General features: G+C 38.1%; 16 protein-coding genes. 5 read left to right on the forward strand and 11 right to left on the reverse strand.

Features of this window, described 5'->3' with window-relative positions; translation table 11 throughout:
* Positions 1-63: 63 nt before the first annotated feature.
* Positions 64-1,068: a spore coat putative kinase YutH gene (gene yutH / locus LKW28_RS02305; RefSeq protein ID WP_229138720.1), complete on the reverse strand. Its 1,005-nt coding sequence runs from the start codon at positions 1,066-1,068 to the stop codon at positions 64-66.
* A 140-nt stretch (positions 1,069-1,208) separates the two neighbouring features.
* On the opposite strand from yutH, the gene LKW28_RS02310 reads away from it, so the two are divergent.
* Entirely contained in the window at positions 1,209-1,709 is a 501-nt protein-coding gene (locus LKW28_RS02310; protein WP_229138721.1) for a phosphatidylglycerophosphatase A, read from the forward strand.
* Between the two features lie 334 nt (positions 1,710-2,043).
* On the opposite strand, the gene LKW28_RS02315 is transcribed toward LKW28_RS02310, so the two are convergent.
* Together LKW28_RS02315 and hepT are read right to left on the reverse strand one after the other, a co-directional pair.
* Positions 2,044-2,814 (reverse strand): TIGR01457 family HAD-type hydrolase, encoded by a 771-nt coding sequence (locus LKW28_RS02315; RefSeq protein ID WP_229138722.1) that lies wholly within the window; start codon positions 2,812-2,814, stop codon positions 2,044-2,046.
* Between the two features lie 177 nt (positions 2,815-2,991).
* Positions 2,992-3,429, reverse strand: a complete 438-nt coding sequence (gene hepT, locus LKW28_RS02320; RefSeq protein WP_229138723.1) for a type VII toxin-antitoxin system HepT family RNase toxin — start codon at positions 3,427-3,429, stop codon at positions 2,992-2,994.
* A 168-nt stretch (positions 3,430-3,597) separates the two neighbouring features.
* Here hepT and LKW28_RS02325 point away from each other — a divergent pair, with 168 nt between their 5' ends.
* On the forward strand, positions 3,598-3,864 hold the full coding sequence (locus LKW28_RS02325) for a DUF3055 domain-containing protein (protein ID WP_229138724.1): 267 nt from the start codon (positions 3,598-3,600) through the stop codon (positions 3,862-3,864).
* A 112-nt stretch (positions 3,865-3,976) separates the two neighbouring features.
* Positions 3,977-4,180: a hypothetical protein gene (locus LKW28_RS02330; protein WP_229139039.1), complete on the forward strand. Its 204-nt coding sequence runs from the start codon at positions 3,977-3,979 to the stop codon at positions 4,178-4,180.
* A gap of 35 nt (positions 4,181-4,215) precedes the next feature.
* Here the strand turns inward: LKW28_RS02330 and LKW28_RS02335 are convergent, their stop codons facing one another.
* A complete protein-coding gene (locus LKW28_RS02335; protein WP_229139040.1) occupies positions 4,216-4,503 on the reverse strand; it encodes a YutD family protein in 288 nt (95 codons plus the stop codon).
* Between the two features lie 111 nt (positions 4,504-4,614).
* On the opposite strand from LKW28_RS02335, the gene LKW28_RS02340 reads away from it, so the two are divergent.
* A complete protein-coding gene (locus LKW28_RS02340; protein WP_267497847.1) occupies positions 4,615-5,379 on the forward strand; it encodes a YhcN/YlaJ family sporulation lipoprotein in 765 nt (254 codons plus the stop codon).
* A gap of 399 nt (positions 5,380-5,778) precedes the next feature.
* On the opposite strand, the gene lipA is transcribed toward LKW28_RS02340, so the two are convergent.
* Positions 5,779-6,678, reverse strand: coding sequence for a lipoyl synthase (gene lipA, locus LKW28_RS02345; protein ID WP_229138725.1), 900 nt, complete (start codon positions 6,676-6,678; stop codon positions 5,779-5,781).
* A gap of 225 nt (positions 6,679-6,903) precedes the next feature.
* Between lipA and LKW28_RS02350 the strand changes: the two genes are divergently transcribed.
* Entirely contained in the window at positions 6,904-7,896 is a 993-nt protein-coding gene (locus tag LKW28_RS02350; protein ID WP_229138726.1) for a M23 family metallopeptidase, read from the forward strand.
* Positions 7,897-7,965: 69 nt separating this feature from the next.
* On the opposite strand, the gene LKW28_RS02355 is transcribed toward LKW28_RS02350, so the two are convergent.
* The 6 genes from LKW28_RS02355 to LKW28_RS02380 form a co-directional block, all read right to left on the reverse strand.
* Positions 7,966-8,082 carry a methionine/alanine import family NSS transporter small subunit gene (locus tag LKW28_RS02355; RefSeq protein WP_229138727.1) on the reverse strand — a complete coding sequence of 39 codons (117 nt, stop codon included), beginning with the start codon at positions 8,080-8,082 and terminating at the stop codon, positions 7,966-7,968.
* Positions 8,079-9,620, reverse strand: a complete 1,542-nt coding sequence (locus LKW28_RS02360) for a sodium-dependent transporter (RefSeq protein ID WP_229138728.1) — start codon at positions 9,618-9,620, stop codon at positions 8,079-8,081. The genes LKW28_RS02355 and LKW28_RS02360 overlap by 4 nt, the downstream gene beginning before the upstream one ends.
* Before the next feature lie 251 nt (positions 9,621-9,871).
* Positions 9,872-11,455, reverse strand: coding sequence for a Na+/H+ antiporter NhaC family protein (locus LKW28_RS02365; protein ID WP_229138729.1), 1,584 nt, complete (start codon positions 11,453-11,455; stop codon positions 9,872-9,874).
* 197 nt (positions 11,456-11,652) lie between these two features.
* Positions 11,653-12,411 (reverse strand): sporulation protein YunB, encoded by a 759-nt coding sequence (yunB, locus tag LKW28_RS02370; RefSeq protein WP_229138730.1) that lies wholly within the window; start codon positions 12,409-12,411, stop codon positions 11,653-11,655.
* Positions 12,412-12,606: 195 nt separating this feature from the next.
* On the reverse strand, positions 12,607-12,909 hold the full coding sequence (locus LKW28_RS02375; protein ID WP_229138731.1) for a YunC family protein: 303 nt from the start codon (positions 12,907-12,909) through the stop codon (positions 12,607-12,609).
* A 110-nt stretch (positions 12,910-13,019) separates the two neighbouring features.
* Positions 13,020-14,423, reverse strand: coding sequence for a bifunctional metallophosphatase/5'-nucleotidase (locus LKW28_RS02380; RefSeq protein WP_229138732.1), 1,404 nt, complete (start codon positions 14,421-14,423; stop codon positions 13,020-13,022).
* Positions 14,424-14,452: the final 29 nt, after the last annotated feature.

Below are 14,452 nucleotides of genomic sequence, written 5' to 3' on the forward strand. Positions count from 1 at the left end.
AAAAAAGAAAGAACACCCTCATTGCGAAGGTGTCCCCCGTTATTTATATAGTACCATATTTTTTCATTTTTTAAGCCAACCGATGTTCGGAATTGTTAGTCTTTTTTCATCCACCCCTACGCTTGATAAAAAGGTAGCCAAAAAGTGTTCATGATCACTGGAATGGTTCAACATTACTTCTAGCCTTTTTAATTGTTGTTCTTTTTTGTGCTCCGAGCCCGTCATATAATATCCCTCAATACATTCGAAAAAATGAAGAGGAAACAATAATCGTGCGTATAATAGTCTCCAGGAAAATGGTGAAAGTGGACTCAACCGCTCATATTCCTTCAAAAAGTGTACGATTTGCCCATTTTGCCCCTTTTCCCCACTCGCATATTGATCACGGATAAATTCAGCTAAATCTCTTGTATAATGATCAAACACCCATTCTATTGGAAGCTTTGTAAATGACGCATTATCCCAAGACAACTCTGTAAACCGATGGTGGCAAATGGTAGCTGAATCAATTGCGGAAGGTTTTTCATCCATTTCCGTATCAACGAGGTATTGAATCGCATTTTCCGTTACCCCCATATAATATGGAAAAGCTTCAACGAATAATGTTTCAAAACGGTTGTCTGGATGCTGCTTAACTTTTTCCTTCCAGAATAACTCCAATTGATCCAGTCTTTTTTCCCAAAGAAATTTCCATTGGCCAATTCGATTCACCTTGTTAACCTGATATGGGAAACTTCTGCCACGTTTATGAAATCGGGCTAATTCATAACCTAAAGTGTTAGTAATCCGATGACGATAAACAGGACATCTAATTAAAACAACCTCTACATCATTAAGTGTTGTACTTAATTTTCCGTCTGAGGTAGGTAAAATTGAGCCTACACGAATATCCCCTTTTTGAATCATATAATCACTAAGATGTTTTATTTCATACAGTTCTACTTGTTCCAAATTTGGTATCGGCACAATACAATATACTATATTTCGATAGATGATTGCATCATAGCCAAATGCCTTGACTGATCGCTCCACCTTTAATTTGTATTGTTCAAATAGTATTTCTTTCATAAATCATCACCTCACACACATACTATGTAATACGAATTTGTCTATATAAACATCTATATGAAACAAAACGCAATTACTTGTGGTAAACTAGAAAATATTAGCAAAATTATTTTGAAATTATAAGAAATTGGGTGAACGAGATGAGCGAAGAAAATAAAATGAACGAGATTGAACGAACAGCCCGAAAATGGTTAGAGGAAAGAGGCGTTACAATTCAGGATATTGCGGAGTTAGTCTACTTTTTACAAAGCAAATACCACCCAGACCTGAAAATGGAGGATTGTGTGCACAATGTTGACCGCGTTCTCACAAAACGCGAGATTCAAAATGCGGTATTAACCGGGATTCAATTGGATAAACTCGCCGAAAAAGGCTTACTCGAAGAGCCATTACTATCAACCATTAAGGTAGATGAAGGACTTTACGGCGTTGATGAAATCCTTGCGTTTTCAATTGTAAACGTGTACGGATCAATCGGCTTTACGAATTACGGATATATTGATAAGAAAAAACCAGGTATCTTGGAGCGTTTAAACGACAAATCAACTGGCGAATGCCACACGTTTTTAGATGATATTGTCGGAGCAATCGCAGCAGCAGCATCAAGCCGATTAGCGCATAGGGCAGCAAACACGAATTAAATGACGAAAGGACCAAATCATATGTGAATTGGTCCTTTTTTAATTGGTTAAAAATGATATACTTAATTTACAAACTATTCCGTCAGAGGTGTGTAAGTACGATGGACTTATTTTTAAAAGTTATGGGCCTTTTCTTTTTTGTAATTGCAACCTTCATTACTTTTCCAATGCAAAAAGAATTTAAAAATCATGACGGTCAAGTTCTACAAAGAGCACTGGTAAATCGTTGGACGCGACGCCTTAAAACGTCAATACTTTTATATTTGATTGGTGGGATTTGTTCTATAGTCGGGATTATTTTGTCCATATAAAAAAAACGCTAATGAGCGTTTTTTTATATTCGTTCCATCCATTCTTTTAAGCTGTTAATTGCATAGGTTGGCTGACGGTCATACCCTTTTAAAAGCTCAGCCGTGGTTACACCTGTATGAACAAGAAGTGTATCAATACCTGCGTTCATTCCGGCCATGATATCTGTGTCATAATAATCACCGACCATGATTGTATCTTCTTTTGCAATACCTAATTTCTTTTGGGCTTGTTCCATGATCACTTTTTCTGGCTTTCCGATAAAAATCGGTTGAACGGTAGTTGAAACAGTTACAACTGAAGTGAGCGATCCATTTCCTGGTAAAAACCCTCTTTCAGTTGGAATTGAAATATCACCATTTGTTGAAATAAACGTTGCGCCGTTTCGGACAGCTAGACATGCTAGTGCAAATTTTTCATAAGAAACAGAGCGGTCAATTCCAACCACAACAAAATCTGGATTTTCTTCTCGAATGGTAAAGCCTTTTTCGTGTAATGCTTGGCGAATCCCTTCTTCCCCAATCACATAAACAGTGTCACCCTTATTTAGGTCATACATATAATTTGCTGTTGCTTGGCTTGTTGTGAACACTTGATCTTCCGTACACGCAATATCGAAATCGCGAAGCTTTGCTGCTACCTGTGCCGGTGTTCTTGAAGAATTATTTGTAACAAATAAATATGGGATTTGTTTTTCATTTAGGGCATTTACGAAATCACATGCATCATTAATGCGCTCAGTACCAAGATACATTGTGCCATCAAGGTCAATTAAATATCCTTTATATGTTTTCACTAGTTCAATCACCTTTTAGATGATGTTCAAAAAGTGCGGTGAATATGACGCATCGAATTTCTGTGTTGGCTTGCTTTTCCGTTCCTCACGTATTAACTGCATACGCTCCGGTACTCAAAGCTGCACCGCCTTGAAATTCTTGGTCCTCTTCATCCTCCTTTTTGAACACGTATTTTATTAATTTTTAAACGCAGAAACAGGTCCTAGTTCGTTTTCAAGATAGGATCTAACAGCTGCCGGAAAGCTTTTTAGACTTTCTTTATTTTTTTGAAAGCTCAACATTAATTCCTCATGGTTGATTTCAAGATAATCTTGAACAATTACTTTACGGAAACGAATGATTTCCTTTAGGTCATTTGCAGCTTGTGTGGAAACCACTTTCTCGTCTTCAAGAATATCAATGATATCCTCATAGCTCCCTGGGTCACGCATAATAAAGCCATCAATCATTGAATTGCCTACATCTAATATCGATTCAATTAAAAGTTGTGAAATGCGCTCTAATGCTTTCTTTTCAAGCGTGCTTGTCCAATTTTTTTCCACTTCTAGTAAGGCCAAATTTTCTTCGTAAAAAAGAAGGGTCTTCTCAATCTTTTCTCGGTCAACAAAATACACAGTATCACCTTCTATTTATAATCATTACACTTTCACTTTAATTCCACATATTATTTTACCATAAAGTTCGTAATCATTCATGGAACCATTACTTAATAATACGTTTTCTATTTGGTTTACCTTTGTTATGATAATGTAAACCAACTGTTTATTAAAGGAGAATCCATTATGTCTGAACGTTTTTTCTTATATGATGATACGATTGACACACAAACACGATTTGTAAGCTTTATGGGTGAAAACCAGCGATATGATTTAGCAATCCTAAAATCTGACCGTTATTATGGAAAGCTTGTTGTCTTAAATATTTTGAGTAATCGGTTTGCCATTATCGGCAGAGACGATCTTGATGAGCCCGGTTATATTGAACATGCCTATCAACTATCAGAGGAAGAAGCCGAGGAGTTACGTTCATTTCTGTATGAAATTGTCTGACATATTTGTGTAATTCTGCGAAAACACTATGAGTAAGAAGTGAGGTGTTTTACAGGTGGCCAAAAAAGATAAAAAAGAAATAAAGTATACCGATTTTTCAACGGTGGAGTCTATGAAGGACTTAACCTTTGAGGAATTTCCTGAGGGCCCTGCGGGTGCGCCTCGTGGGGAGGAAACACCTGTCCAGAATAAGAGCACACCATGGAAAAAGGGGCAGGAATATTATACACCGTATAATTATGAATTTAAGTCCCTGCATGAAGACTTACCACGGCAATTCCCAGGTGCTCACCATACCCATGATGAAGATGACTAAATTTATTAGTGCACGTAAAAAGTACAGGCGATCACTTACGCCTGTACTTTATTTTTAACCTTTTTTAGAACAAAATAGGCACAACCGAAATTACAATACTCGTATAAATACTCGGAAAGGGTACTGATTTTAGTATCAAAGGATGCTTTTTGATTTTTATCATCAAAAAATCCTTTTAAACGAAGCTGTTCATATCCCCAGTCTCCGACAATATAATCATATTTCGCAAGGATGTCACTATATCTTGCCCGAAAGGCTTCTTCATTATATCCATCTTTTTGCTCGTCGACAAGCTCATATGTACTGTTATTAATGGTAATCATTTTATTCACCTCGTACCCCTTACTATATTTCCATTATAGCCAATCCACCCATCAATTACTATGCGAATTTTTTGCTGAAATGGTCAACCTACAACTGAGGGGGTGTCAAATTTGAAGAAATACACAATCATTTCAGGATTAATCGCCTTAACGGCCTTAACAGGCTGTGGTGCATCTGACGACAATCATGCAGGAGTTTATCATGAAAGTGGAAATACAATAAATCGCATTGACCAGAATGAGCTTTATAATGCAAATGGCGTTAAGAACAATGGCAAGGAAATGACGAACTTTGGCTATGTTCGTCACCAAAAGAATCCAGTACCCGGAAGAGCAAATGTATACAGTAATCTTCCAGCGATGGATCGGGAAAAAGTGGCAGATTTGATTAGCAAAATCTGCACAACTATTCCAAATGTCAACGATGTTGGGACACTTGTTACAGACGAAGAGGTCCTTGTTGCCTATAAGACCGATTCTAAGGATCGTAATTTAACGGCTGACCAAGTTAAACGTGCTGCTCTTTCAGTGGTTCCAAGGTTTTTCCATGTCTATGTTTCGGATGATCCAGATATGATGAAACAAATTGAGCGTTTCGGCACACTTGATTCGGACAGCCGAAATGTCGACCAAATCATTACATCAACCATCCAGCAAATGATTAAATCTCCGCAAGGTTATAAGGTAAGTGATGGAGAAAATGAAAATGGGGAAATGGAAGGCGGATTAAACCCTGAATATGAACGAAAAGCTAGGGAAAATCAGGATTTCCTCAAAAACCCAAGTACCGGCAATGATGGAGAAAATCAACGCGATACTGGAATACAACAAAAACGTGAACAAGGAAAAGATTTATTGAGAAAAGGAACTCAATAAATTGATGAAGGACATTTACAACTGATTCTTGATCGGATTGTCCTTCATTGCCTAGATGAAGGACTTTACCACATGAAATCATGGGCGGAATGTCTCTCATAGCCTTGATGAAGGACATTCCCTATTGAAATCTTGCCCGGATTGTCCTTCATAGCCTTGATGAAGGACTTTCCCTACTGAAATCTTGATCGAATTGTCCTTCATAGCCTTGATGAGGGACTTTCACACATGGAATCTTACGCGGAATGTCCTTCATAGCCTTGATGAGGGACTTTCACACATGGAATCTTACGCGGAATGTCCTTCATAGCCTTGATGAGGGACTTTCACACATGGAATCTTACGCGGAATGTCCTTCTTAACAAAAAGACATTAAAAAAAGGGGGTACTCCCCCTTTTTTATGCTTCCTTAAGTTGCTGATTTGCTTTTGCCGCATTTACTTGCTCGTCTGCATGGTAAGAAGAACGTACAAGCGGACCGGCTTCACAATGGCTGAAGCCTTTACTTAATGCAATCTCCTTTAATTCAGCAAACTCGTCTGGATGCCAGTATTTTTGAACTTTTAAATGCTTCTTAGTTGGTTGTAGGTATTGACCAATTGTCATGATATCCACGTTATTTGCACGAAGGTCATCCATTGTCTCAATGATTTCTTCCTTCGTTTCACCTAGCCCAATCATAATACTGGATTTTGTTGGGATATCTGGATACATTTCTTTTCCGCGACGTAAGAATTCGAGTGAACGCTCATATTTTGCTCTCGCACGAACTCGGTCAGATAAACGGCGAACCGTTTCGATATTATGGTTTAGTATATCAGGCTTTGCATCCATTAGCGTTTTTAAGTTTTCGTATACCCCACCTAAGTCAGATGGTAATACCTCAACAGAAGTAAATGGACTCTTTCTGCGAATTGCACGGACGGTCTCGGCAAATACCGCTGCCCCTCCGTCTTTTAAATCATCACGTGCAACCATTGTAATAACGACATGCTTTAATCCCATTGTAGCAACAGAATCAGCTATACGCTCTGGTTCTGCCCAATCTAATTCATTTGGAAGTCCTGTCTTAACCGCACAAAAACGGCACGCACGCGTACACGTATCACCAAGAATCATAAATGTTGCTGTCTTTCGAACAGCCCAACATTCATGTATATTAGGACATTTTGCTTCCTCACAAACGGTATGTAATTGCTTTTCTCTCATCATTTTCTTTAAGCCTGTGTAGCTTTCGTTCGTATTAAGTTTTATTTTTAGCCATTCGGGCTTTCTAAGATATTCCTCTTTGTTAGACATACTTTATCACTCCATTGCAAAGGCTATCCCTATTATACTCCTAAAGTAACTAAGAATCCAAGGGATTAGCATAATTGCGTTTTTAAAGTGCTTCCAACAATTAGTTATTATGAAAATAAAATGATTTAACAAACTAACAAGGAAGAGAACTTTATGGATAGCAATTTATCGACTTTTTAGTGAATATAGATGTTGTTTACATTTTTAGGAAGGAGATTTTCGTACGTGAATAAAAAACTTGGAATAGCCATTGTTATTTGTTTATTTTTCACCGGATTCCCGTTATCGACGAGTGCAGCAGAAACTCAGCAAAATGACTTGCAGGAGCGAATGAATCTATATGCTAAAATGGAAACGGTAACTCAGATTCCTTGGTACTATTACGCGGCAATTGATCAATATGAAAGAAGTATTCGTCGTGCCCGAAAGGATATCCCAAAGGAAACTGGATTAATTGGAATTTACATAAAGCCCGAGGTATGGGTCGGTGCTTTAAATCCAAATTTAAATGATACAAACCCTTATAGTATTCAGCTTTTTGGAGGTATTGGTCTCGATGGCAATGGAGATGGTGTTGCTGATCAGACAAATGACGAGGATATCTTATTCACAATGTCAGAACAGATTTTAGCGTACGGAACAGACCCTGATAATTTTAAAATCGGCTTATGGAACTATTACAAACGCGATAAATCCGTTTCCCTTGTTATGGGAATTGCAAAAATCTACTCAACTTATGGAACCCTGGATCTTGATAAACATGCCTTTCCGGTGCCGCTAGGCTATAATCACAGCTACAAAAATACTTGGGGAGATGCCCGTGGCTGGGGGGGCCGAAGAATGCATGAGGGCACGGATATTTTTGCTAGCTATGGTACTCCGGTTCGTGCAACTTCATATGGTGTAATTGAAATGAAGGGTTGGAACCGATTTGGCGGGTGGCGAATCGGAATCCGTGATGTCAATAATACGTACCACTACTTTGCACACTTAAACGGATTTGCAAAGGATATTGCAATCGGGCAAGTGGTTGAGCCGGGAACTATCATTGGCTCAGTGGGTAGTTCTGGATATGGTCCTCCGGGAACAGCAGGGAAATTCCCTCCCCATCTCCATTATGGAATGTATAAGGACAATGGGTACACTGAATGGTCCTTTGATCCATACCCGCATTTACGTGCATGGGAAAGAGCGGAACGAAAATCAAGAAAAAGATGATATGTAAAAGGCTGCGGTATCTACACCACAGCCTTTGTCCGTTCTATTTTTTGACCCTCTTTTTATCATCTACTCCACTTGTTTTGCCTGTTTGGCCTTTTTAACAGCATATGCGAGACTTGCTGCCAAGCCACCCCATAAAACGATCATACCAATAACCATCATAGTAATTGCGCCACCCGTCATAGTCCTACCCCCTTGTCGTTGCTAGAAGAATAGTTTTCTTCTAACGTTGCACGACTCCACTTTTTAAGTGAAAACACAATTCCGAGTACAATTACTCCAATAGCAATAAATACACCTGGGAAGAGGATAAATGAAGTTGCATAGCCCTCATAGTTTCCAGATTCAAAATCGAATGTTTGTAGGATATTTTGCTTGAAAAGGTCAAACATCATATACCCTAATACGATTGGTGTTACAATTCCCAGACAGAATTTCCACCATCCGCCGGCACGCATATCTGAAACTGCATTCGCATGAGCTTGTAATGGATTCATTTGCCTGAAGACCCATGCAATTAGAATAACTTCAACTAATCCTGCAACCGCGATACCAAATTGGTTGATGAAGTAGTCAACAACATCTAGGAAGTATAAGCCTCCATTTGTTGAATAAAGAATTGAAATAAGCGATGCTAAACCAGCACCATATAGCACAGCTTTGTTACGAGTAAGCTTAAATTTATCTTGAACTGCTGCGATAAATACCTCACAGATAGAGATAAGTGATGTTAATCCAGCAAATACTAATGATAAGAAGAAGAGTGCTCCGAAAAATTCACCAAATGGCATTTGGTTAATAATTTGTGGAAACACTGCAAACGCAAGTCCTACACCAGCAGTTGCAACTTCGTCTACTGGTACTCCAGCTTGAGTCGCCATAAAGCCTAATGCAGCGAATACACCAATACCCGCTAATAATTCAAATCCTGAGTTTGCAAAACCAGTAATAAATGCGTTGTTCACGACATCGGACTTCTTTGGTAAATAACTTGCATAAGTAATCATAATTGCAAAACCAATTGATAAACTAAAGAAAATATGTCCGTATGCTGCAACCCATACCTTACCGTCCATAATTGCATCCCAGTTTGGTTGGAAGAAGGAATTTAAGCCTGCGCCCGCTCCTTCTAATGTAACGGCACGAATAACGATAATTGTAAAGATAACCAATAATGCTGGGATAAAGATTCTATTTGCTTTTTCAATACCTTTTTTAACACCTTTAAATAATATAAATAGTGTAATTGCCCAAACCACAACTAGCGGACCGAAAACCCCAAGCACTGGTGCCCCAACATCTCCGGGCGTTTCAGCTAAATGTAAATATTTAGAGAAGAGGAACCCCCCTGTATCTTCGCCCCATGCCTTATTAAACGAAAAGAACGTATAAGAAATTGCCCAAGCAATAATTACCGCATAATAAGTGGCAATAACAAATGAAATAAATACCTGCCACCAACCTAGCCACTCCATTTTTTTATTTAATCGGAAAAATGACAGTGGTGCTGATCCTCTAAACTTTTGGCCAATCGTGAATTCAAGAATTAGGATTGGTATTCCGGCCGTTAAGATGGCAAAAAGGTATGGAAGAAAGAATGCTCCTCCTCCATTTTCATAAGCAACATATGGAAACCTCCATATATTACCCAGTCCTACCGCGGAACCGATGGCTGCTAGAACAAAGCCTGCCCGCGTTCCCCACTGTGGACGATTCTCCATAAATAAACCTCCCTTTTTCCACTTTAGTCTATTAACGCGATAGTCCTTTAGCACTAGACTGAAGATGGAAAGTTTTTTAAATTCAGATTATTGTCTATAATCTATCTATTAGTATAGCCAGTCTTTACTGACGTGTCAAAAGGTTATTTTAAAATTAGAATTACTTTTTATAAAAAAAAGACAAAGGTTCTATTTCCCCTGTCTCATAACATAGTATTTACATTCGCTTATTAAAATTTTGGATAGTATTTTTAAGCCTTTTCTCTGTTTTTCGTTGTGATTACAAAAATAGTAAATAAGACCAAAGTAGTCAGCAAACCTAATAATGTACTTTCTGTTAAACCTAGTACTACATAACCCATTGCTGCAAAAATAGCCGAGAAAATGGCATACGGCAGCTGTGTAATCACATGATCAATTAGGTGGCTTCCAGCACCTGTCGAAGAAAGAATCGTTGTATCTGAAATTGGCGAACAATGATCTCCAAATACAGATCCCGCTAAGACAGAAGCAAGAGCAGGCAGCATTAAAGTAAGGTCTGAAGCTGCTGCGATATCCCCTGCGATTGGAAGCATCATTCCGAAAGTTCCCCAAGATGTTCCTGTAGCAAACGCCATAATACCCGCTACAACAAATAGGATGACAGGTAAAAATGCAATATTTAAGTTTGATTTTTCAACAATTCCCGCTAAATATTTTCCAGTTTCAATTTGCCCAATTAAGTCAACAATCACCCATGCAAATATTAAAATATAAACAGCTGGAAGCATTGATTTAATCCCCTCGATGATTCCTTGCGGAAGAAGATTTAAGCTTACTGCATTCTTTGCATAGACTTGAACTAGAAACAATCCTAAAGTAACAATAATGCCAAGTAATCCACCATATAATAGGGATCCAGTTACGTCCGTGTTTTCCAACACACTAATGATCGTGACATTACCTTCTGATGCTTTATAGCCTGTCCAAAATAAGGCACCAACTGTACCAACAACTAGTGCTATGATTGGCCAAACTAAATCACCAACAGACCCTTTTCCGCTTTGAGGCAATTCTTGTTTTAACTCACCTAGCACTGGCTTTTCGGGATCAACTAGCACTCCCGTTTCCACTGCACGATTTTCATGTACTCTCATATTTCCGATATTAATATTAAAAACTGCAACAGCAATCACCATTAACATAGCTGATACAACATATAAATTCATAGGAATAATTTGTATAAAAGCGGATAACGGCGAATACTCAGTAATGCCATGTGTTACTAAGATTGGTGCAATAATTGCAATAATGTATGCACCCCAGCTTGAAATTGGTGAAACAACACAAATTGGAGCAGATGTCGAATCGATTATATAAGCCAGTTTCGCACGGGAAACCTTATTGCGATCTGTAATTGGTCTGCTAACCTGTCCAACAGCCAACGCATTAAAATAATCATCAATAAAAATAATAATCCCCAAAACAGCAGCTAACAACTGTGCGCCTGTTCTTGTTTTTACCCTTTTCCCGGCCCATTCTCCAAAGGCACGACTTCCTCCAGAGATGGAAATGAAAGCTGTGATAATTCCTAATAGGAATAAAAAGAAGATAATATATACATTCCATGTATTTAGTGCCCCTTCTGAAACAAAGACTGCTTTAAAGCTATTCCAAATGGTAAGAGCTATGTTTTCTAGCCAGGCACCGATTCCATCATTTAGTAATACATTTCCGTGTAAAACAACTGCCGCCGTTACGATTCCGACTCCAAGTGAAAGCAGAACTCTGCGGGTTAAGACCACCATAAGAAGGGCAATGATTGGCGGGATGATTGAATAAATAGTTCCAGACATGATGTGTTCCTCCAGTATTGATTTTTCATGAAAGACCAACCTTATATGATAAAAGAAGTTACTCTTTTCTTATAAATAAAAAAGAGAGTAATGATAGAAAAAAATCATCATTACTCACTGTATACATTTTTAGATTTCCTTTTGTAGTATAATTTATAACACTCTATAAAACAACTATTTTAGTATAGTATTTTTCGTTAGTCTGTTGGGAACTCAATCGAAGGTGACGATTCACTTCCATTATTATAAAACTCAGGAACATCGTGCAAAATGTTTTGATTAATAACAGGAACAATCGTTTCGATTTCTATTTCTCCTGTTGTAAATGGTAAAATAACCTGCATCGTTACTGTGGCTAGTACATTGTATTGAAACCATCCATTGTTAATTCCCCACTCGTCAATTCTTCCTTGCGGGGTCGTTTCCCCAAATCCGACCATATGGAAGCGTATCGGAATTTCTGGACCTAAGTTCCCTAAGATGGAGTTATTTGTTGCCTCCCCAAGGGGCACCTTAAAGACAAATCCTGTTTGCCCAGTTGCATTATCTTTTTCAATTTCTAAATCGGGGTATTCAAGTTTATTAATTTCTCCTTCATTTACATACTTTAAGTATTTCTCAATATTACTTAACGTGTTTGTTGCCATTTTATTGACAATCTGAGTATTGTAGCTGATTACCTTACCATTTTCATCCGTTTGTACAAAGCTTAAATCCTCTTGGATTAATTCTTCCTCATTTATTTGTTGGTTAATTGCACTTTTAATAACATTAGCAGCAATTCTCTTTGTTTCGTTTTCAGCATATGCCATAAGTGCAGGCTCAATCGCCTTATTCACAATAAATACGCCGATCAACGTCGAGAAGATAAAAAAGACAATTGTTAGTAAAAAGACGTAACGAAATGGCAAGGGCCCTTTCCTTCTTGGTTGTAGGCGACGTCTGAATTTTGCCAAATGAAAATCCCCCCTTACATGCTAATTGTATGCAAGTAAGGGGGGATGTACGATAACTATTTATAGAACATAAGGATCAAAGACTAAGAAGGCAATTTACTGATGTCTTCGTCTTTGTGACCCATATCGTGGGGGTCTAAGTTTCGGTGGTGACAGTCCTTTTTATATTATAAACCTTCTGTGAGGTCCTGTGTATTAGATCATTTTTAATAAGGCGTCTTTGCCCTTCATTCCGATTTTGATGCCACGGTTCTCGGCTTCGTATGTGATTGATTCAAGAGGGGCATCCAGTAATTGCTCGATTGTACGAACACCAACTGCCCTACCAGCAATAATGCCACGTTCTTTTAGTTTTTCATTTAGTAGTGCAACATCAAGAGCTCCACACATAATGTAGCCATTTTCATTTGTGACTGCCATAAAATTTGTCTTTGGTAGTTTAACGGTAATGGCTGTAAATTGATGATTATCAATTAATATTGGTGTCATTGTGACCATTCCTAGCACACTCCTTTCCTTACTAAGTTATGTGTCTGGAAAGAAAATTGTGTTAGAAATGGGTACTTGCCATGGACCTATCTTTAGCGTATATCTTTAGACTAGGAGTCTTATATCGTTTTACCGATTGATTTTATTTTTTTTGCTAAAAGGTCCCTTAAGAATTCTGGCATATAATATTTTTTATCCTTGGAATCCCGTATAGCAGGAAAAAGGGATCCGAAAGTAAACATATCAATGGTCGCGATTGAATACGTTTTATCTGGATCAAGCTCTTCACCATTTATTTTGATATCCGTGATATGGACCAGTCCATCCGATAGCTTAGTTGTTTCAATCTCAATTCCGTCATACACCATTTTGCCCATAACCTCTCCACGGAAGCCTAGGCCTTTGATTCTTAGTTTTTCCATTTCCTCCGTGTTGGATTGTAAAATGATTTCTTTCAATTCATCACCTTTTATCCGAACCTTGCAAGGGTTAATTGGATGCGGGCAAATTCGATGCAGGTCTTCTCGGGTTACTTTTCCAGCTGGAAGCGAATCAAGCAACAGCCCCGCATTCACCATCGATATGTCGCCACCACACCATTCACGGAGCACCTCCGCTAAAAGCATAGAAAAAGAGGTTTTTGCAAACCAATCACTTATGAGTGGTTCATCTATTTCTGCAATAATATCGTTTTTTAATAGTTGTTTACTTTCCAATAAGTACTGTGAAAGGATTTCATTCGTTTCTTTGCTCTCAGGAAGTGATTTAGTTAGGATTACATTTGCTGTACTTTCGATTAGCTTTTTTTGATTTGAATCGATTTTAAGAGTAACATGTCCAATGTAATTCCCATACTTTTGCGCACAGCATAACAATGTATTGTTTATTCTTTTTCCTTGTTCTAACAGGTGATGGGTGTGCCCGCCAAGGAGAACGTCCACTTCTGGAAAATCTCTAGCAATTTGTTCGTCCTCATTAATTCCTAAATGGGACATTAATAATATCATATCTGTTTTATCTTTTATTTCTTCAAGTGTTTCCCTTAATACAGCAAGTGCATCTTTGATATTCCACCCAAGAAGCTTATACAATCCAATATAATGAACTGTTAAACCAATGATTCCAATTTTAAAACCACTTGGCAATACGTAAATATCATAGGGCCAAGCCCAGCTTGGCAGCTTTCCATTTTGGTCAAAAAGATTGGCAAGCAACACCTTAAATTCAGCTTCTTTATATAAGGAATCAAGATATTCATAGGACATCGTAATCCCTTCATTGTTTCCAATTGTTGCATAATCATATTGCAGCTGGTTTAAAAGTTTAACATTCGTTTTTCCATAGGAAGCTTCTGAAATCGGGTGAAAACGATCAATATGGTCACCGATATCAAGTAACAGCATTTCTTCCTTGTTTTGTTGGTGGAGCTGTCTCATCTCCGTTATATATTTTGTGATTTTAGGCCAACGATCAAAATGGCTATGGAGATCGTTTGTATGATAAATATGTACTGTTTCAATCATCTCTTCACCTCCAATACAAAACCTCGTTA

It is taken from the genome of Bacillus sp. REN16 (genome assembly GCF_020731355.1).
Taxonomy (GTDB): domain Bacteria; phylum Bacillota; class Bacilli; order Bacillales; family Bacillaceae_L; genus Ferdinandcohnia.